Origin of the sequence: Pseudomonas sp. CM27 (genome assembly GCF_013179515.1) — a bacterium.
GTDB lineage: Bacteria > Pseudomonadota > Gammaproteobacteria > Pseudomonadales > Pseudomonadaceae > Aquipseudomonas.
Genome location: NZ_JABMCN010000118.1, coordinates 1 through 17,581, shown reverse-complemented (window position 1 = coordinate 17,581; position 17,581 = coordinate 1). Strand labels below are relative to the sequence as shown.

The following is a 17,581-nucleotide window of genomic DNA, read 5'->3' as shown; positions in this document are numbered from 1 at the left end:
TGGGGTCGGCGCTGACCTCGCTGAAGATCGCCACGCTCAGGCGGGCCTGGGTGAATCCTGGCAGCAAGTCATCGAGCATGCCCAGGTTGACGATACCCGGGTCGGTCACGATCAGCACGCGGCGCACGCTGCGTTGCTGGCACAACTGCGCCAGACGCCCGGCGGCACCGGGTTCGCACAACAGATGGGGAGTGGTGGCAAAACTGAAAGGCTGCATGCTCATGTTCCTCTTGTTCTTGTGGGTGAACAGCTGGGCCATGTCAAAAGGCGAAGTGCGCTTCATCCAGGCTCATCAGGCACTGCGCGCCGCCGCGCAAGGCCTCGCAATGGGCGCTCGCGCGCGGCAACACCCGCCGCCAGTAAAAAGCTGCAGCCTGCAATTTGGCCTGGTAGAAGGCGTTGTCCTGGCTGCCTGCGGCCAAGGCCGCGCTGGCGGTTTCGGCAGCCCGCAGCCACAGTGCGGCCAGCAGCACGTAGCCCGAATAGGCGAGAAAATCCACCGATACCGCGCCGATTTCCTGCGGGTCGCAGCGGCAGGCGTCGAGCACCTCGGCGCTCAGGTTGCGCCATTCCTGCAGGCGCTGAGCAACCGCCTGGGCCATCCCGGCCAGCGCGTCTGCACGGCAGTTGCGTGCCGCTTCAAGCAACTCATCGATCAGCAGGCGCAGCTGCTCGCCACCGTCGCCAAGCAGCTTGCGGCGAATCAGGTCCAACGCCTGGATGCCGTTGGTGCCCTCGTATAGCTGGGTGATGCGGCTGTCGCGCATGAGTTGCTCCATGCCCCATTCGCGGATGTAGCCATGCCCGCCGTACAGCTGCACGCCCAGGCTGGCAGTCTCCTGGCCGACATCGGTGAGGAAGGCCTTGACGATGGGGATCAGCAACGCCGCCCGGCGCCCGGCGGCCGCCTGCACTTCAGGCTGCAAGGCGCCGTGCTCCAGGTCCAGCGCTTGGGCAGCAAAGGCCGCCAGCATGCGGCAGCCTTCGCTGAGGGTTTTCTGGGTAAGCAGCATGCGCCGCACGTCAGGGTGGCAGATGATCGGGTCGGCACTGCGTTCGGGCGCCACCGGCCCTGCCAGGCTGCGCGACTGCAAGCGCTCGCGGGCATAGGCCAGGCCACCCTGGAAGGCCGCCTCGGCGATGCCCAACCCCTGCAGGCCGACCTGGAAGCGCGCATCGTTCATCATGGTGAACATGCACGCCAGGCCCTGATTGGCCTCCCCCACCAGCCAGCCACGAGCGCCATCGAAATTCATCACGCAGGTCGCCGCGCCCTTGATGCCCATCTTGTGCTCGAGCGCGCCGCATTCGACCGCATTGCGCGGGCCCAGCCCTCCGCCTTCGATGCATTCGAACTTGGGCACCAGGAACAGGCTGATGCCACGCACACCGGCCGGCGCATCCGCCAGGCGCGCAAGCACCAGGTGGACGATGTTGTCGGTAAGGTCCTGGTCGCCGCCGCTGATGAAGATCTTGCTGCCGCTGACGCGGTAGCTGCCATCGCCCTGCGGCTCGGCACGGGTACGCAGCAGCGCCAGGTCGGTACCGGCCTGCGGCTCGGTCAGGCACATGGTGCCGGCCCATTCGCCGCTGACCAGCTTGCCCAGGTAATCGCGCTTGAGCGCTGCGCTGCCATGCCGGTGCAAGGCCAGCACGGCGCCCTCGGTCAGGCCGGAATAGATCCGAAACGACAGCGACGCGCCCATCAGCATTTCGTGAAAGCAGGCCGAAACCATTTGCGGCAGGCCCTGGCCGTCATGTTCCAGCGGGCCGGTCATGCCACCCCAGCCCTGCTCCACATACTGCCGGTAAGCCTGGCGAAAGCCATCCGGTGTACGCACGTTGCCTTGCTCCAGGCGGCAGCCCTGTTCATCGCCCTGGCGGTTGAGCGGCGCAACCACCTCGCTGGCAAAGCGTGCACCCTGCTCAAGAATGCCATCGATGGTTTCGCGGTCCAGCTCATTGCCCAGCCGGGCACAGTGCGCCGTCACATCGAACAGTTCGTGCAGCACGAAGTGCATGTCACGCTGGGGGGCTCGGTAGTTCATGCGCGGCCCTCGTGGACGTCGGCCAGCTGTTTGCGCTCTGCCACCAGGCGCATCAGCAACCCGGCCGGGCGCCAGTGCTCGCCGAACAGGCCTTGCAAGCGTTCCAGGCGTGCCAGCAGCAAGCCCAGCCCCTGCTGGTCGGCCCAGCGCATCGGCCCGCCGACCTCGTGCGGGAAGCCATAGCCATGCAGGTACACCCGGTCGATGTCAGCGCTGCAGCTGGCCACCGTTTCCTCGAGAATTTTCGCGCCCTCGTTGACCAGCGCCAGCAGGCAGCGCTCGTGGATTTCCGCGTCGTCGACCGCGCGCCGGTGCACCCCAAGGTCCTGAGCGACCTTGAGCACCAGCGCATCGACCTCGGGGTCGTGCACGGCTTCACGACTGCCGGGGGCATAACGGTAGTAACCCTGGCCGCTTTTCTGGCCGAAACGCCCCAGCGCGCACAGGGCATTGTCGACTTGTATCAACGGCGCATCCATGTCTTTAGCGGCCAGCTGGCGCGCACGCCACTCCAGGTCGATGCCGACCACGTCGTACATGCGAAACGGGCCCATGGCCATGCCGAACGCCTGCAGCGCCTCATCCACCTGCCGCGGCGTGGCGCCTTCGAGCAGCAGCTTGCGCGCCTCGGCCACATAGCTGGCGAGCATGCGGTTGCCGATGAAGCCCGGGCAGTTGCCGGCCACCACCACTTCCTTGCCCATGCGCTGCCCAAGGGCCTGGGCCGCCTCGAGCACCGCAGGCGAAGTGCGCTCCCCGCGCACCACTTCCAACAGCTTCATCACATGGGCCGGGCTGAAGAAATGCAGCCCGAGCACCTGTTCGGGCCGGCGGGTGACGGCCGCGATCGCGTCGATGTCCAGTGCCGAGGTGTTGCTGGCCAGGATGGCGTCGGCCTTGAGTGTGCTGTCCAGGGTACGGAAGATGGCCTGCTTGAGCGCCAGGTTCTCGTACACCGCTTCGATCACCAGATCGGCTTCGGCGAGGTCGTCATAGGCCGTTACCTGGCGCACCCGCGCCAGGCAAGCGTCGGCCTCGGCCTGATCGATACGCCCCTTGGCCACCTGCTGTGCCCAGGTTTGCGCGATCATCGCCAGGCCGGCTTCGGTGGCGCAGGGGTCGTTGTCCAGCCACAGCACCGCAAGGCCTGCACGGGCCAGGCTGATGACGATGCCGCGGCCCATAGTGCCGGCGCCGATCACCGCCGCCTGCTGAACGTTGTAGGGAGTACTCACGGGTGACGCTCCTGATTCGAGGTGTGAAGGCATTGCCCTCACCCTAGTCAGGCGCCTACTATTTTTGAAATTCTCATTTTCCATCCCATGTATTTTTCGCATGAATATAGCCAACTTCGACCTCAACCTGCTGCGCGTCCTGGACATGCTGCTGCGTGAACAGAACGTGTCGCGCGCGGCCGAGCGCCTGGCGCTGACCCAGCCGACGGTGAGCAATGCGCTGGCGCGCCTGCGCGACCTGCTGGGCGACCCGCTGCTGGTGCGCGTGGGCCGGCGCATGCGCCCCACCCCACGCGCCTTGGCCCTGGAAGGCCCGATTCGCGCGGCTTTACTACAGATCGAACAGACCCTTGGCGCCGGCGACAGCTTCGACCCGCAGCTCAGCCACCGCCAGCTGCGTATCGCGCTCACCGACTTCGCCGAACAGCTGTGCATGCCAAGGTTGCTGGCCACCTTGCAAACCCAGGCCCCGCACTTGCGCGTGGATGTGCTGCACCTGACGCCCAACCTGCCCGCCGAAGCCCTCGATCGCGGCGAACTCGACGTGGTGCTGGGGCGCTTCGATGAGGTGCCCGCGCGCTACGAGCGGCGCCACTGGCGCAGCGAAACCCTGCAAGTGGCGGTGCGCCAGGGCCACCCCGATGTGGATGGCACCCTCGACCTTCAGGCGTTTCTCGCCCTGCGCCACCTGTGGGTGCACGGCGGCCAGACCCGTGGCATGGTCGACCAGTGGCTGGGGGAACAGGGCCTGGCCCGGCGCATCGTCTACACCACGCCCAATTACCTGCAGGCCGCGCACCTGGCCGCAAGCTCCGACCTGTGCGTGGTGCTGCCCACCGCCCTGGCTCGCCATTTCGCCCGGCTGCTGCCGCTGCAGGTATTGGACCTGCCGTTCGCCCTGGAGCCCTTCCAGCTGGAGCTGGTGTACCTCGCCCATCGCCAGCACGACCCGGCACTGGCCTGGCTGGTGGCGCGCATCATGGACATTGGTGCCGGCTGAGCCATCGCATTTGTGCATGGGTGGCCATGCAAGAGTGGTATTGGTTCGCCAGTGAGCTCTGTCCTTAGAGTGTTCGCCCTCAGAACAACAAGGACCACCCCATGCGCCTACGCACACTGCCCTGCCTGCTGGCCCTCGCCCTGCCCTACGCGGCGCTGGCCGACGGGCCGGCCAAGGACGCCAGCGACCTCACCCGTCAGAGCAATCAGCAATGGTTGCAGCACCTGCCCTTCGAAGACCGCAGCGACTTCGACAATGCGCGCCGCGGGCTGCTCGAAGCCGTCGAGCAGCCCGTGGTCAATGCCAACGGCAAAACCGTCTGGGACCTGCAGCGCTATGCCTTCCTGAAAGGCGAGGCACCGGCCACGGTCAACCCGAGCCTGTGGCGCATTGCCCAGCTCAACACCTTTGCCGGGTTGTTCAAGGTCAGCGAAGGCATCTATCAGGTGCGCGGCCTGGACCTGGCCAACATGACCTTGATCGAAGGCGAGCACGGCCTGATCGTGATGGACCCGCTGCTGTCGGTGGAAACCGCCAGGGCCGGGTTGGCCATGTACTTTCGCCATCGGCCGCAGCGGCCGGTGGTGGCGGTGATCTATACCCACCCGCACGTCGATCATTTCGGGGGTGTGCGTGGGGTGATCGACGAGGCCGACGTCAAGGCCGGCAAGGTGCAGGTCATCGCCCCGCAGGGCTTCTTCGAACATGCCGTCAGCGAAAACGTGCTGGCCGGGCCGGCAATGAAGCGCCGGGCGCAGTACATGTACGGCGCACCACTGCCACGCGGGCCACGCGGCCAGGTGGATGCCGGCCTGGGCAAGGGTGTGCCGGCCAATGCCACGGTTAGCCTGATTGCCCCGACCCGGCTGATCGAACAGCCCTTCGAGACCCTGCGCATCGACGGTGTCGACATCGAGTTTCAGCTTACCCCTGGCACCGAAGCGCCTGCTGAAATGAACCTGTGGTTCCCCCAGTTCAAGGCCTTGTGCATGGCCGAGAACGCCTCCCACGTGCAGCACAACGTGCTGACCCTGCGCGGCGCCCAGGTGCGCGATGCCAAGGTGTGGGCGCACTACCTCGACCAGTCGCTGTTACGCTATGGCGAGCAGGCCGAAGTGGTGTTTGCCCAGCACCACTGGCCGACCTGGGGCGGGGCGGCGATCCGCGACTACCTGGCTGATCAGCGCGACATATACGCCTTCATCGACAGCCAGACCCTGCGCCTGATCAACCGCGGCCTTGGCCCCACCGAGATCGCCGCCGAGCTGACCACCTTGCCGCCACGGCTGGCCAGCAAATGGTACAGCCGCGACTACTACGGCTCGCTCAGCCACAACGTGCGGGCGGTGTATCAGCGCTACATGGGCTTTTACGACGGCAACCCGGCAACCCTCAACCCGTTGCCGCCGAGCGAGGCCGGCACGCATTACGTCAAGGCCCTGGGCGGCGCCGAGCGGGTGCTGACCCTGGCCCGTGAGGCCTACGGCAGCGGTGATTACCGTTGGGTTGCCGAGCTCACCCGGCACCTGGTGTTCGCCCAGCCCGACAACAGCGCAGCGCGCGAGCTGCAGGCCGACGCCCTGGAGCAACTGGGCTACCAGAGCGAGAACGCCACCTGGCGCAACGCCTACCTGACCGGTGCGCAAGAGCTGCGCAACGGTGTGGCGCCGGCCGCCAGCAAAGGCGGCAGCGCGGACGACCTGGTACGCGCCCTGACCCCGACGCTGTTCTTCGATTACCTGGGCGTACGCGTGGATGCTGCCAAGGCCGCCGAACAGGACCTGACCATCAACTGGCACTTCACCGACCTGAACGAAGACTACGCCCTGACCCTGCGCAACGGGCAGGCGGATGTCGAGGTGAAAATGAGCAAGGTTACCCTGGACCGCATCGCCCTGAAGCAGACCGGCTTTCTCAAGGAAGCGACCGTGGGTGATATCGACATCAGTGGCGAGCGCATGAAGTTCATGCGCTTCATGGCAGGGCTGGACGAGCCGGACGGGCGCTTCAATATCGTCACCCCCTGAATCACCCACAGCGCCGCCCTAAAGCGAGCGGCGCAACCACACGCTGAGCACCAGGCCCGCCACTCCCAGGGCACAAAGCAGCACGCTCCAGGCGGCCGCGTGGCCCTGCTCGCGGTGCAGCATGCCCAGCCCTCGGCGGTATACCCCGCGCTCACGAGCCCGGCCCAGCAGCGCTAGCAGCGCCGCCATACCGGCCACCATCCACATTTCGCCACGCCAGGCGATGCACGCTACCAGCAGCAGCGACACCTGCGTGCGCCGCCAGGCCAGCACCGTACGTTCGGCCTGCAGCCCAGTATCCCTGGTGCTATCCGCCATGCCAACGCGCCCATAGCACGCCGACCAGCGCCACGCAGGCAAGCCCGCACGCCACGCTCAGCAGCGGCACCAGGCGCGGCAGCGGCAGCGGCGCCTCGCGGCGCAATGCGCGCTCCACCGCCAACCAGCGCCAGCCGGCGCCCAGGCTCACCAGCAAACTGGTGGCCAGCAACGCCAGTTCCATCGCCACGCGCCCAGATGGCGGCAAGGCATGGGCAGCGAAGGTTTCGATGGCGATTGCGCCGCCGAGCAAGGCCAGGGCGGTGCGGATCCAGGCAAGAAAGGTGCGCTCATTGGCCAGGGTAAAACGCGGATCGGGCGCCTTGCCCTGCCCCAGCAACCAGCGCTCCCAAAGGGTATGACGGTGATCGGAATTCATGAGAGCCCTGTGTCAACGCAGCCCTTGGCTGCGCAATGCGCCGGGGGAGAAGTAGGAAGCACTGGTGCGCACGTCGAAGGCGTACGGCCTTGGCTGCTCGTTGGTCAGGCCAGACAGCTGGTAGCGGCCACTGCGCAGATCGTAGATCGCCTCCATAGCGTTGACCAGCGCCTGCCCGGTCACGTGGTAATAGCTGTGGGCCTGGGCGGTACGCCACACCTGGCCCTTGTGGTCAAAGAAGTCCGCCTCAAGGATGGCCCAGCTGTCCTCGTCCAGGTAATAGCGGCGGCTGGCGTACAGATGCTTCGCCGCAGGCTTGAGGGTACCCACCACTTCCCACACCCGGTGCAGCTCGTAGCGGGTGGTTTGCGGGTTGACGTGCCCCGGCCCGATCAGCGCGGCATAACCGAGCAGGGGCGAAGCCAGGCGATAGCTGTTGTACGGCACATGCAGGGCCTTCTTGCCCACCAAGGTCCACTGGTAGAGGTCCGGGGCGCCGTTGAACATGTCGCGGCTGTCGGCGGTGCGCAGGCCGGCCGTGCCCGGGGTGATGCTGTCATAGGCCAGCGCCGGGGCGCGCCGCACCCGCCGCTGGCTGCTGCTGTACAGCCACGAGAGACGCGGCTGGGCCACCTGATCGAGGGTTTCGTGCAGCACCACAGCATCGCCCGCCAGGCGCGACGGCGCGGTCATGCGGTAACTCAGGTAATACAGCACGTTGCCCGCTTGGCCGCCTTCCAGAACGTCGGGGCGGGCGAAGTTCTGTTGCAGGCTCATCGTCGCGAAGCGGCCATCGCCACGCGGGGTGATGCTGTCCGAAGCCAGGCGGTAACTGCCGTTGCGCGGTCGGGTGAGGTGGTTCCACAGCACCTGCAGGCCATTCTCGGGCTTGGGGAAAGCCACTACACCGGCAAAGCCCTCCACGCCGTTGCCGTCGTTGACCAGCCGGGCGTTGGCCGCATTGTGCCGGGCCCACTCGCCCACGGGTGGCGGCACCGCGACACTGCGATGGGAGGGATACACCGGCAGGCGGAACGACTGGGGGTAACGCTGCATCAAGGCCACCTGCCCCGCCGTCAGCTGCTCCCGGTACTGGGTGTAGTTGTTGGCGGTGATCACATACAGCGGCTGCTCATCGGCGTACGGGTCCAGCGGGGTGCCGTTGACCGCCAGCGACACTTGCCGCGCCTGCAGGCCGCCGTTCCAGGCCGGTATGCGTCCGTCGCTGCCGGGCCCGCGTTCGGCCCCCACCGGCGTCAAGTCTGCGGACAGTGGCATGGCCTCCGCGTACAGGCTCAGCAGGCTGGCGTTGACAAACAGGAAGATGCGCAGCAGGGCAAATGGTTTCATCGGGCTTGGCCTCTTGTTGTTGTGGTGTCCGGGCCGGGCTTGCCTTGGCACGCCCTTTCGGGGTGATACTAGGAGCCGCGCTTCGAACCCCACAAATAACGTGTTCGGATACGTGCCATATCAGTTCGGCATACCCTTGGAACCGCTCCGATGACCCTGAAACAGCTCCGCTACCTGATCGCCATCGTCGAAGCCGGCAGCTTCTCTTCCGCTTCACGTCGCGCCTACATTGCCCAGCCGGCGTTGAGCCGGCAGATCAGCTTGCTGGAAAGTGAGCTGGAGATGCAGCTGCTCGACCGCCAGCACGATGGCATTGCCCTGACCGATGCCGGGCGCCAGCTCTATGAAGTGGCCCGGCAGGTGGTGCAGAAACTCGACTCGGTGAAAGATGAGCTGAAATCCAGCCGCGGCGACCCCAAGGGCCACGTGGCCATTTCCATCCCGGCCACGGCCGCCGACCTGCTGCTGCCAGAAATCGTCATGCGCGCCGAACAGCGCTTCCCCGGCGTGACGCTGACCGTGTGGGACGGCCTCAGCCGTGAAGGCGGCCAGGCCATCGAGCTGGGCAAGGTGGACTTCGGTGTGGTCCCCAATGCCGAGGAACTCGACCATGTGGAGGCCGAGCCGATCTTCACCGAAGCGCTGTACTGGGTCGGCGCATCAGCCCCTGGCACCCCCGACACCATCACCCTCGCCGAAGCCGCCGCCACCCGGCTGGTGCTGCCGCCCAGGACGCTGCACCTGCGCCGACGCATCGAGCAAGCCGCCATGGAAGCCGCCGTACCCCTGGCCGCAGCCTACGAGCAGCAATCGGCGCCCGGCATCGCCAGCCTGGTGCGCGCCGGCCTGGCGGCGACCATCAGCAACTGGCCGCCGCTGAGCGTACTGCTCGAACCCACGGCGGCGCGGCGCATCGTCGAACCGCGCATCAGCCGCACCATCGCCTTGGCGCACTCCCAGCACAAACCCCTGTCGTTCGCTGCCGGTTGCCTGCGCGACCTGGTGCGCAGCGTGCTGATCGACCTGGTCAGCAGCGGCCGCTGGCGGGGCGAACTGATCGGCAAGGATGCCGAGCCGCTGGAGTCGGGGCTCGGCGCTCAGCTGGCGGTCTGAGCGCGCGCCTGCCCGCCAGTTGCAGCCGACTGGCGCAGGCGCTGCTGGGTACGCTGCGGGTTCAAGGTGGCCAGGCCCACCAGCCCGGCCACCACCAGCACCGCGCCGCACACCAGGAAGCCCTGGGCATACCCCGCCGGGTGTTCGCTACCCGCACCTTGTACCAGCAAACCGGTCACCACCGGCGCTGCCAACCCGGCCAGCGAGGCGATGCCGTTGCCCATGGCGAGGATGCCGCCGCGCTGGGCCGCCGGTGTGAACTCGGCGAGCATCGCCGGGCCCACGGAATACATCACCAGCGCCAGGCCACCACTCAATGTCAGCGCGGCGACCCTTGCGGCCGTGCTCAAGCCAGGCAGCATCAGCGAAGCCGACAACAGCCCGCCCAGTATCAGGCACACCGAAACGAACACGCCGCGAGCCACCCGTGACGGCACGCCGCGACGCATCAGGCGCTGGGAGAACCAGGCCAGCAGCAGGCTCAGCGGCGTGGTCACGACCACGAACATGATGAATATGCGCCCGGTCTGCAGCGGGTCGATACCCAGGCCCACCTGCAGGTAACTGGGCACCCAGGTCAGGGTGAGGGCCAGCGACCAGTTGGCGGCGAAGTGGCACAGGTAGTTGCCCATCACGCTGGGGTCACCCAGCAGCCTGCGATAGGGGATAGCCGGTTCGTCGGCCTTGAGCTGGCTGGCACGCAGGCGCTCGAGGGTGCCCTCCTGGCCCAGCCGCCACCACAGCAGGCACCAGACCAGACCGATCAGCGCAAGGATGATGAAATTGGTGCGCCAGCCGTAATGCAGGCTGACCCAGGGGATCATCGCCCCCGCCACCAGAAGGCCCATGGCACTGCCGGCATGCAGCAGGGCCACCGGCAGGTTGCGCCGGTCGTTGGGGAACCACTTGTACAGTGCATGGGTGGCGACCGGCGATGCCGGCCCCTCCCCGATGCCCAGCAGCACCCGGCAGGCGACGATGGCCCACAGTGAGGTGGCGAACAACATCGGCAGCTGGATCAGCGCCCAGAACAGGCCCATGCCCAGCAGCAAGGTGCGGGTGGGGCGCCGGTTGGCCATGAAGCCACCGACCACGGCGGAGATCGCGAAAAACCAATGCAAGGCGCCGCCGATCAGGCCGAACTCGGTGGCCGTCAGGCCCAGTTCGGCGCTCATCGGCACCGCCACCAGGCCGATCACCACCTTGTCGAGAAAGTTGACCAGCATCAGCAGGGCCAGCAACGCGGCCACCAGCCAGGCGGTACGGGGGTTGGGCAGGGAAGAATCCGCAGTCATGGCGAGTACTCTTGTTATTGTTGTGGGGTGTTGCAAAAAGGCCGCCGCAAGGGCGGCCCGTCGTTCAGGCAGGCATCAGCACGCCTTTGGCGATGGTGTTGCGCTGAATCTCACTGGTGCCGGTCAGGATACGCATCATCCGCGTGGCGCGGAAAATCCACTCCACCGGGTGGCCCTGCATCAGCCCGGCGCCGCCGTGCACCTGCACCGCCTTGTCGGCGATGCGGAAGGCTGCCTCGGAGACGAACAGCTTGCACATCGGCGCCTGGGTGCGGATATCGCCCCCGGCGTCGTTCACCTGGGCCGTGGCGTAGACCATGCTGCGCGCAGCGTGCAGCTCGGTGGCCATGTCGGCGATCATGTGGTTGACCGCCTGGAACATGGCGATTGGCTGGCCGAACTGCTTGCGGCTGCGTGCATGCTCGATAGACAGCTCCAGGGCCAGGCCGGCCATCCCTAGCAGGGTGGGGCAATGCAGCAAGCGGTTGAGGGTAATGCGTCCCATGGCCAGTTTGAACCCCTGCCCCTCCTCCCCGATCAGGTTGGCCGCCGGCACCCGCACCTGATCGAGCACGATGTCGCCATGGGCACCGCCACCGGACATCACCGAGTAATCGCTGTCAATTCGCACACCCAGGGCGTTGAGGTCGACGAAGAAGGCCGAAATACCCTGTGCGCCCTTGCCCGGCCCGGTCACCGCCAGCAGCACTGCCAGGTCGGCGTAGGTGGCACCAGAGATGTAACGCTTGGTGCCGCTGAGCACATAGTGGTCGCCGTCGCGGCGGGCCTGGGTAGTAATGGCGGTGGCATCGGAGCCGGCCTCGGCTTCGGTCAGGGCAAAGCACACGGCCTTTTCAGCGCGGCACACCGGCTTGAGGAAGGTCTCGACCTGGTAGGGGCTGGCCACCTTGAACAGGTGGCCGACCCGCGGCGGCCCCGACAGCTCGCCCAACACGTGTGCGGCGAGCATGGAGCCTGTCAGCACGGTGGCCTCCTTGACCGCGCACAGGTCGGCCACGTTCAGGCCGGCCCCACCCATGCTTTCGGGCAGCATGATGGTGTACAGGCCCTGCTCGCTGGAAAGTTTCCACACTTGCCGCAGCACCGGCTGGGGGTGCGGGCGCGCCCAGTCCAGCTGTGCCTGCTGCTCTAGCGGGCGTACCTGATCGCGGACGAAACCCTCGATCGCTTCGATGATCTGCGCAGCCTTTGCACTGGGTTGATACATGGTGATGCTCCCTGGTCAGATACGACGTTCGCTGTGTTGCCAGTAGGTGTCCCGGACCAGGCGGCGCACCACCTTGCCATTGGGGTTTTTCGGCAGTTCGCTGACAAAGTCGACGCCGCGCGGCTTCTTGAAACCGGCCAGCGCACGGCCGCAGCGCTCGATCAGCTCGGCGGCCTCCAGTTGCGCCCCGGGCTTGAGCACGACCACCGCGCGCACCGCTTCGCCCCACTGCGCGTCGGGCACGCCGACCACCGCCACCTCGAACACTTCGGGGAAGCCGTAGATCACCTGCTCCACTTCGCTGGGGTACACGTTGAAACCGCCGGAGATGATCATTTCCTTCTTGCGATCGACGATGAACACATACCCCTGGGCATCCACTGTCGCCAGGTCGCCGGTAAGGTAATAACCGTCGCGCATCACTTCGGCGGTGAGCGCCGGGGCGCGCCAGTAGCCCTGCATCACGTCCGGGCCCTTGACCACGATCTCGCCGACTTCACCCGGAGCCACATCCTCGAACGCCTCGTTGACCACCCGCAGGTCGGTCTCGAAGTAGCACCGCCCGCAGGAGGCCAGGCGTTGATAATCGCCGTCTTCCACCAAGTGGTCCTGCTCGGTCAGGACGGTGACCAGCGAACAGGTTTCACCGGCGCCGTAACCTTGCGCGAGAATCGGCCCGAACAGTTCGATGGCCTTTTTCACCAGGGCCGGTGCCATCGGCGCGGCGCCGTACATGACCAGCTTCAGGCTCGACAGGTCGAAGCGTTCGACACCGGGGTAATTGACCAGGCGGTTGATCATCGCCGGCACCAGGAACAGCCGCGTCACCCGTTCGCGCTGAATGGTCTCCAGCAACAGGCGGTCGTCATAGCGGTCGAGCAGCAGGTTGCAGGCACCCACCGCCAGCAGCGGCATGATCTGCATACCGCTGGCATGGGTGATGGGCCCCACGTGGGCCATGACGTCGCCCGGCCCGGAGCGCCGTGTAGGGCTGGCAATGCTCTTGCGCACCAGCGCCTTGCGGTTGCCGAACGACAGCATCGCAGCCTTGAGCACCCCAGAGCTGCCGGAGGTGTAATGCAGCACGGCCAGCGCATCGTCGGCCGGGTCCAGGCCCAGCGGTGCCTCACTGCCGCGCTCAAGCAACGCGGCATAACCCAGGTCACCCCCCTCGCCTTCCAGCACGATCAGCTGGCGCAGCAGCGGCAACTCTCTACGCCGCGCTGCCAGCGCCTGGGCAAAACTGGCATCGGTGATCAGTGCAACGCTGCAGGAGTCTTCCAGCACCCGCACCACTTCATCCACTGACAGCCGCGCATTGATCGGCACCTTGACCATTGCCGCCTTGTACAGCGCCACTTCCGCTTCGACCAGCTCCACGCGGTTGGCGGCGAGAATGGCCACATGCTCGCCGACACCCACGCCCAGCGTACCCAGCGCTGAGGCCAAGCGGTTGCTACGGCGCTCCAGCTGGGCGTATGTGACGCGTGTCTGGCTGTCCGCCACGGCGATGTGGTCCGGCCAGTAGCGGGCACTTCGGGTAATGATCGTTCCAAGGTTCACGTTGTTGTTCTCGTCGACAGGAAGACATCGACGATGCTAATCAGCTGTGCGCGTGCAGATGAAATACAAGATTCAGATGTGGGCCATAACTTTATTGGCTGGCGTAAGGCCCAGACATGCAGGGGCTGGCGATCGGTTGGGGTATGGAAGTCATTATGAAACAAAATAACTGTACAAGATTTTTGACTTGTACAGGTTTCAGCTTAGGCTTCAGGTATACCTGTACAACCACTCCAGGCTGTACAGGCGTGCCAGGAGCCGCCCATGTCAGCCTTTCTGCCGCAGTTCGCCGAGCGCTTTGCCCGCCTTGACGGGAAAAGTCTGGATGGTTTGCAAGCCCTGTACAGCGAAGATGTGTGCTTTCGCGACCCCTTGCACCAGATCGAAGGGCTTCAGGCGCTAAGGGCATACTTTGCCCAGCTTTACGCCAACGCACAGGATATCCACTACACCTTCCTCGATGCGGACGAAGTGGCGCCCGGGCGAGGCTACCTGCGCTGGGTCCTGCAGTTCCGCCACCCGCGCCTTGCCGGGGGCCGCACCGTCAGCCTGCAAGGCTGCAGTTACCTGCAATGGCGTGAGCGTGTATTCCTGCATCAGGACTATTTCGACGCCGGCGCCCTGCTCTACGAGCACATACCGGTGATGGGCAGCGCCATCCGCTGGCTCAAGGGTCGCCTGGCATGAGCCGCTGCTGGCTGACCGGCGCGAGCAGTGGCATCGGCGCTGCTTTGGCGCAATGCCTACTCGAACAGGGTCACCAACTGGCACTGGGCGGGCGCGACGCCGAACGCCTGGCGCCGTTGACCGAGCGCTTCCCCGAGCAGACGCTGCTGGCTGTCGGCGACCTTGACGACCCGGACCAGGTGGCCGCTATCGCGGCGCACATCGGGCAGGCATGGGGCGCACTGGATATGGTCGTGCTCAACGCTGGCACGTGCGAGTACCTGGAACCGGGCCACTTCGACCCGGCCTTGGTCGAACGGGTAATGCGCACCAACGTCCTCGCCCTCAGCCATTGCCTCGCGGCCGCCTTGCCCTTGCTGCGCGCTGGTCGGCAACCACAGCTGGTGGTGATGGGCAGCTCGGTCAGCTGGCTGGCCTTGCCTCGCGCCGGCGCTTATGGCGCGTCCAAGGCTGCCGTGCGCTATCTGGTGGAATCCCTGCGGATCGACCTGGCCCACGAAGGCATCGCCACCACGTTGGTCAGCCCCGGCTTCGTCGACACGCCCCTGACCCGCCGCAACGACTTCCCCATGCCGCAACTGTGGACGGCGCCGCGCGCCGCCAGGTACATCGCACGGCGCCTGCCCCGGCGCCCCCTGGAAATCAACTTTCCCGGCCTTTTCACTTTTGCCTTGCGCCTGCTTGGGGCTTTGCCGGCGCGCCTGCGCCTGGCCCTGGGGCAGCGCCTGGCCCGCCACGAACAGGACTGACTGACCATGCGTATCGCCATCATCGGCAGCGGCATCGCCGGCCTGACCTGCGCCTACCTGCTGTCGCGCAAGCACGCGGTGACGGTGTTCGAAGCCGAGCAGCGGGTTGGCGGCCACACCCACACGGTGGATGTGTCGTGGGGTGGGCAGCAGTATGCCGTCGACACCGGTTTCATCGTTTTCAACGACTGGACCTACCCCAACTTCATCCGCCTGCTGGGCCAACTCGGGGTGGCTTCGCGGCCCACAGAGATGAGTTTTTCGGTGCATGAGCCGCGCAGCGGCCTGGAATACAACGGCCACAGCCTGAATACCTTGTTCGCCCAACGCAGCAACCTGATGTCGCCGGGGTTCTGGGGCATGCTGCGCGACATCCTGCGCTTCAACCGGCAGGCGCCGGCAGACCTTGACGCCCGCCGCATCGACCCTGGCACCACGCTCGGCGCCTATCTCGAAACCCATGGCTACCGGCAACGCTTCATCGAACATTACATCGTGCCGATGGGCTCGGCGATCTGGTCGATGTCCTGCGCCGACATGCTCGCCTTCCCGCTGCGTTTCTTCGTCACGTTCTGCCGCAACCATGGTTTGCTGTCGGTGGATGAGCGCCCGCAGTGGCGGGTTATCGAGGGCGGTTCGCGCAGTTATGTCGGGCCGCTTTGCCAGCCGTTCGCCAGCAGCATTCGCCTTGGCTGTATGGTACAGCGGGTTAGCCGCGACGAAGCGGGGGTGGCACTGTTCAGCGCCGCTGGCAGCGAACGTTTCGACAAGGTCGTGTTCGCCTGCCACAGCGACCAGGCCCTGAGCCTGCTCGAGGCCCCCAGCGCCGAGGAGCAAGCAGTACTGGGCGCGATCCGCTATGCCGAGAACGACGTCGTGCTGCATACAGACACGCGTCTGCTGCCGCGCCGCCGACAGGCCTGGGCCAGTTGGAACTACCGCCTTGGCGGCAACGCCCAGGCCCCGGCTGCCGTCACCTACAACATGAACATCCTGCAGGGCCTGCAGGCCCCGGCGACCTTCTGCGTCAGCCTGAACCAGACCGCGCTGGTAGACCCGGCACAGATTCTCGCCCGTTTTCGCTACGCCCACCCGCAGTACAGCGTGGCCGCCGCCGAGGCGCAATCGCGGCAGCCCCGCCTGCAGGGGCAGGCGCACAGTTATTTCTGTGGCGCCTACTGGGGCAACGGCTTTCACGAAGACGGCGTGGTCAGCGCCCTGCAGGTGGCCAGCCACTTCGGGGAGCAGCTGTGAACAGCGCACTGTGCCTGGGCTGGGTCAGCCATCGGCGCCTGACGCCGCGGCCCCACACGTTTCGCTACCGGGTGGGCATGTTCGAGCTGGACCTGGACGAGCAAAGTCATTGGCTGGGCCTGTCACCCTGGCTGCGGCGCTGGCGCCTGGCGCCGCTGAGCTGGCGCGAGACCGACTACCTGCCGAGCCTGACCGGCCAAGGCATGCCACTGGCCCAGGCCGCACGCGTGCTGGTCGGCAGGGCCACTGGCCATATCCCCAGCGGGCCGGTGCGCCTGCTGTCGCAGCTGCGTTGCTGGGGCCTGTCGTTCAACCCGGTGAGCTTCTACTTCTGCCATGACGCCGATGGGCAGTTGGCGGCGATCCTGCTGGAGGTGCGCAACACACCGTGGCGCGAACGCTTTCACTATGTGCTGCCGGTGCACGGCGACCTGACGAGTTCGTTCCACATGGCCAAGGCCTTTCACGTCTCGCCGTTCATGCCGGTGGCGATGGACTATCGCCTGCGATTCCACCTCGATCCGGCACACCTGCGCATCCACATGCAGAACTGGCAGGCCGGCCACAAGGTCTTCGAAGCCGACCTGGCCCTGCGCCGTGCACCGCTCGATCGGCGCGCCGTACATGGTTACATCCTGGCCTTCCCGTGGATGAGCCTGCGCACGGTCTCGGCCATCTACTGGCAGGCCCTGCGCCTGCTGCTCAAACGTACCCCCATCCATGAACATGCCAAGCACACGGGCGACCTGGCGCTTGGCCAACCTTGCGAGGAACCTGACCATGTCCGACCCGACCCTGAGCGTTAGCAAGTCCGCAGGCCTGGGGCCCTGGCTCGGCGGGCTCGCGCGAGGCGCCGTGCTGGCCCTGTTGGGCAAGCTGCGCCATGGCCACTTGCGCCTGCTCAGCCACGGCCAGCAATGGAGCTTCGGTGATGCCGACAGCCCCTTGCAGGCCGAGCTGGAGGTGCTCGATGACGCCGCCTGGGGGCTGATTGCCGGCAATGGTTCGATCGGCGCTGGCGAGGCCTACATTCATGGTTACTGGCGCAGCCCGGACCTGGCGCTGGTGACGCGCCTGTTCGTCGCCAACCTGGAGGTCCTCGATGCCCTGGAAGGCGGCTTGGCGCGCCTTGGGCGCCCGGCCCTGCGCCTGCTGCACCGGCTCAACCGCAACAGCCGGCGCGGCGCGCGGCGCAATATCCTGGCCCACTACGACCTGGGCAATGCCCTGTTCGAGCAGTTGCTCGATCGCACCATGATGTATTCCGCCGCGCAGTTCGAGCACCCTGCACAATCCCTGGAGCAGGCGCAGCTGAACAAGCTGCAGCGCGTCTGC

General features: G+C 66.3%; 17 protein-coding genes. 8 read left to right on the top strand and 9 right to left on the bottom strand.

Annotation, left to right across the window (positions count from 1 at the left end):
* The 3 genes from HP547_RS15895 to HP547_RS15885 all read right to left on the bottom strand — a co-directional run.
* A partial coding sequence (locus HP547_RS15895; RefSeq protein WP_172286789.1) for an iron-containing alcohol dehydrogenase occupies positions 1 to 217 on the bottom strand: 217 nt, incomplete at its 3' end.
* A 43-nt stretch (positions 218 to 260) separates the two neighbouring features.
* Positions 261 to 2,048 carry an acyl-CoA dehydrogenase C-terminal domain-containing protein gene (locus HP547_RS15890; RefSeq protein ID WP_172286788.1) on the bottom strand — a complete coding sequence of 596 codons (1,788 nt, stop codon included), beginning with the start codon at positions 2,046 to 2,048 and terminating at the stop codon, positions 261 to 263.
* The gene (locus HP547_RS15885) at positions 2,045 to 3,316 is read right to left on the bottom strand and encodes a 3-hydroxyacyl-CoA dehydrogenase (RefSeq protein WP_175586257.1); all 1,272 of its coding nucleotides are present in this window, start codon (positions 3,314 to 3,316) and stop codon (positions 2,045 to 2,047) included. The genes HP547_RS15890 and HP547_RS15885 overlap by 4 nt, the downstream gene beginning before the upstream one ends.
* Before the next feature lie 67 nt (positions 3,317 to 3,383).
* Here HP547_RS15885 and HP547_RS15880 point away from each other — a divergent pair, with 67 nt between their 5' ends.
* Positions 3,384 to 4,283, top strand: coding sequence for a LysR family transcriptional regulator (locus HP547_RS15880; RefSeq protein ID WP_172221396.1), 900 nt, complete (start codon positions 3,384 to 3,386; stop codon positions 4,281 to 4,283).
* A gap of 101 nt (positions 4,284 to 4,384) precedes the next feature.
* Positions 4,385 to 6,310, top strand: coding sequence for an alkyl/aryl-sulfatase (locus HP547_RS15875; protein WP_172286786.1), 1,926 nt, complete (start codon positions 4,385 to 4,387; stop codon positions 6,308 to 6,310).
* Between the two features lie 18 nt (positions 6,311 to 6,328).
* Here the strand turns inward: HP547_RS15875 and HP547_RS15870 are convergent, their stop codons facing one another.
* The 3 genes from HP547_RS15870 to HP547_RS15860 are packed head-to-tail and all read right to left on the bottom strand — an operon-like array spanning position 6,329 to position 8,357.
* Positions 6,329 to 6,628 carry a DUF202 domain-containing protein gene (locus HP547_RS15870; protein WP_172221402.1) on the bottom strand — a complete coding sequence of 100 codons (300 nt, stop codon included), beginning with the start codon at positions 6,626 to 6,628 and terminating at the stop codon, positions 6,329 to 6,331.
* Positions 6,618 to 7,007, bottom strand: a complete 390-nt coding sequence (locus tag HP547_RS15865) for a YidH family protein (RefSeq protein WP_172286785.1) — start codon at positions 7,005 to 7,007, stop codon at positions 6,618 to 6,620. Before HP547_RS15865 ends, HP547_RS15870 begins: the two co-directional genes overlap by 11 nt.
* 12 nt (positions 7,008 to 7,019) lie before the next feature.
* Positions 7,020 to 8,357, bottom strand: coding sequence for a DUF1329 domain-containing protein (locus tag HP547_RS15860; RefSeq protein WP_172286784.1), 1,338 nt, complete (start codon positions 8,355 to 8,357; stop codon positions 7,020 to 7,022).
* Between the two features lie 150 nt (positions 8,358 to 8,507).
* Between HP547_RS15860 and HP547_RS15855 the strand changes: the two genes are divergently transcribed.
* Entirely contained in the window at positions 8,508 to 9,470 is a 963-nt protein-coding gene (locus HP547_RS15855) for a LysR family transcriptional regulator (protein WP_172221411.1), read from the top strand.
* Here the strand turns inward: HP547_RS15855 and HP547_RS15850 are convergent.
* The 3 genes from HP547_RS15850 to HP547_RS15840 all read right to left on the bottom strand — a co-directional run bounded on the left by HP547_RS15850 (position 9,455) and on the right by HP547_RS15840 (position 13,556).
* Positions 9,455 to 10,765, bottom strand: coding sequence for an MFS transporter (locus HP547_RS15850; RefSeq protein ID WP_172286783.1), 1,311 nt, complete (start codon positions 10,763 to 10,765; stop codon positions 9,455 to 9,457). The genes HP547_RS15855 and HP547_RS15850 overlap by 16 nt on opposite strands.
* 64 nt (positions 10,766 to 10,829) lie before the next feature.
* Positions 10,830 to 11,993, bottom strand: coding sequence for an acyl-CoA dehydrogenase family protein (locus tag HP547_RS15845; RefSeq protein WP_172221417.1), 1,164 nt, complete (start codon positions 11,991 to 11,993; stop codon positions 10,830 to 10,832).
* A 15-nt stretch (positions 11,994 to 12,008) separates the two neighbouring features.
* The gene (locus tag HP547_RS15840; RefSeq protein WP_172286782.1) at positions 12,009 to 13,556 is read right to left on the bottom strand and encodes an AMP-binding protein; all 1,548 of its coding nucleotides are present in this window, start codon (positions 13,554 to 13,556) and stop codon (positions 12,009 to 12,011) included.
* 264 nt (positions 13,557 to 13,820) lie between these two features.
* Between HP547_RS15840 and HP547_RS15835 the strand changes: the two genes are divergently transcribed.
* The 5 genes from HP547_RS15835 to HP547_RS15815 form a co-directional block, all read left to right on the top strand.
* On the top strand, positions 13,821 to 14,243 hold the full coding sequence (locus HP547_RS15835) for a nuclear transport factor 2 family protein (RefSeq protein ID WP_172221422.1): 423 nt from the start codon (positions 13,821 to 13,823) through the stop codon (positions 14,241 to 14,243).
* Positions 14,240 to 14,992 (top strand): SDR family oxidoreductase, encoded by a 753-nt coding sequence (locus HP547_RS15830; protein WP_172221425.1) that lies wholly within the window; start codon positions 14,240 to 14,242, stop codon positions 14,990 to 14,992. Before HP547_RS15835 ends, HP547_RS15830 begins: the two co-directional genes overlap by 4 nt.
* A 6-nt stretch (positions 14,993 to 14,998) precedes the next feature.
* The gene (locus HP547_RS15825; protein ID WP_172286781.1) at positions 14,999 to 16,246 is read left to right on the top strand and encodes an NAD(P)/FAD-dependent oxidoreductase; all 1,248 of its coding nucleotides are present in this window, start codon (positions 14,999 to 15,001) and stop codon (positions 16,244 to 16,246) included.
* Complete coding sequence (locus tag HP547_RS15820; protein ID WP_172286780.1) at positions 16,243 to 17,052, top strand: DUF1365 family protein; 810 nt, start codon at positions 16,243 to 16,245, stop codon at positions 17,050 to 17,052. The genes HP547_RS15825 and HP547_RS15820 overlap by 4 nt, the downstream gene beginning before the upstream one ends.
* On the top strand, positions 17,027 to 17,581 hold a 555-nt coding region (locus tag HP547_RS15815), incomplete at its 3' end, for a class I SAM-dependent methyltransferase (protein ID WP_172286779.1). The genes HP547_RS15820 and HP547_RS15815, both read left to right, overlap by 26 nt.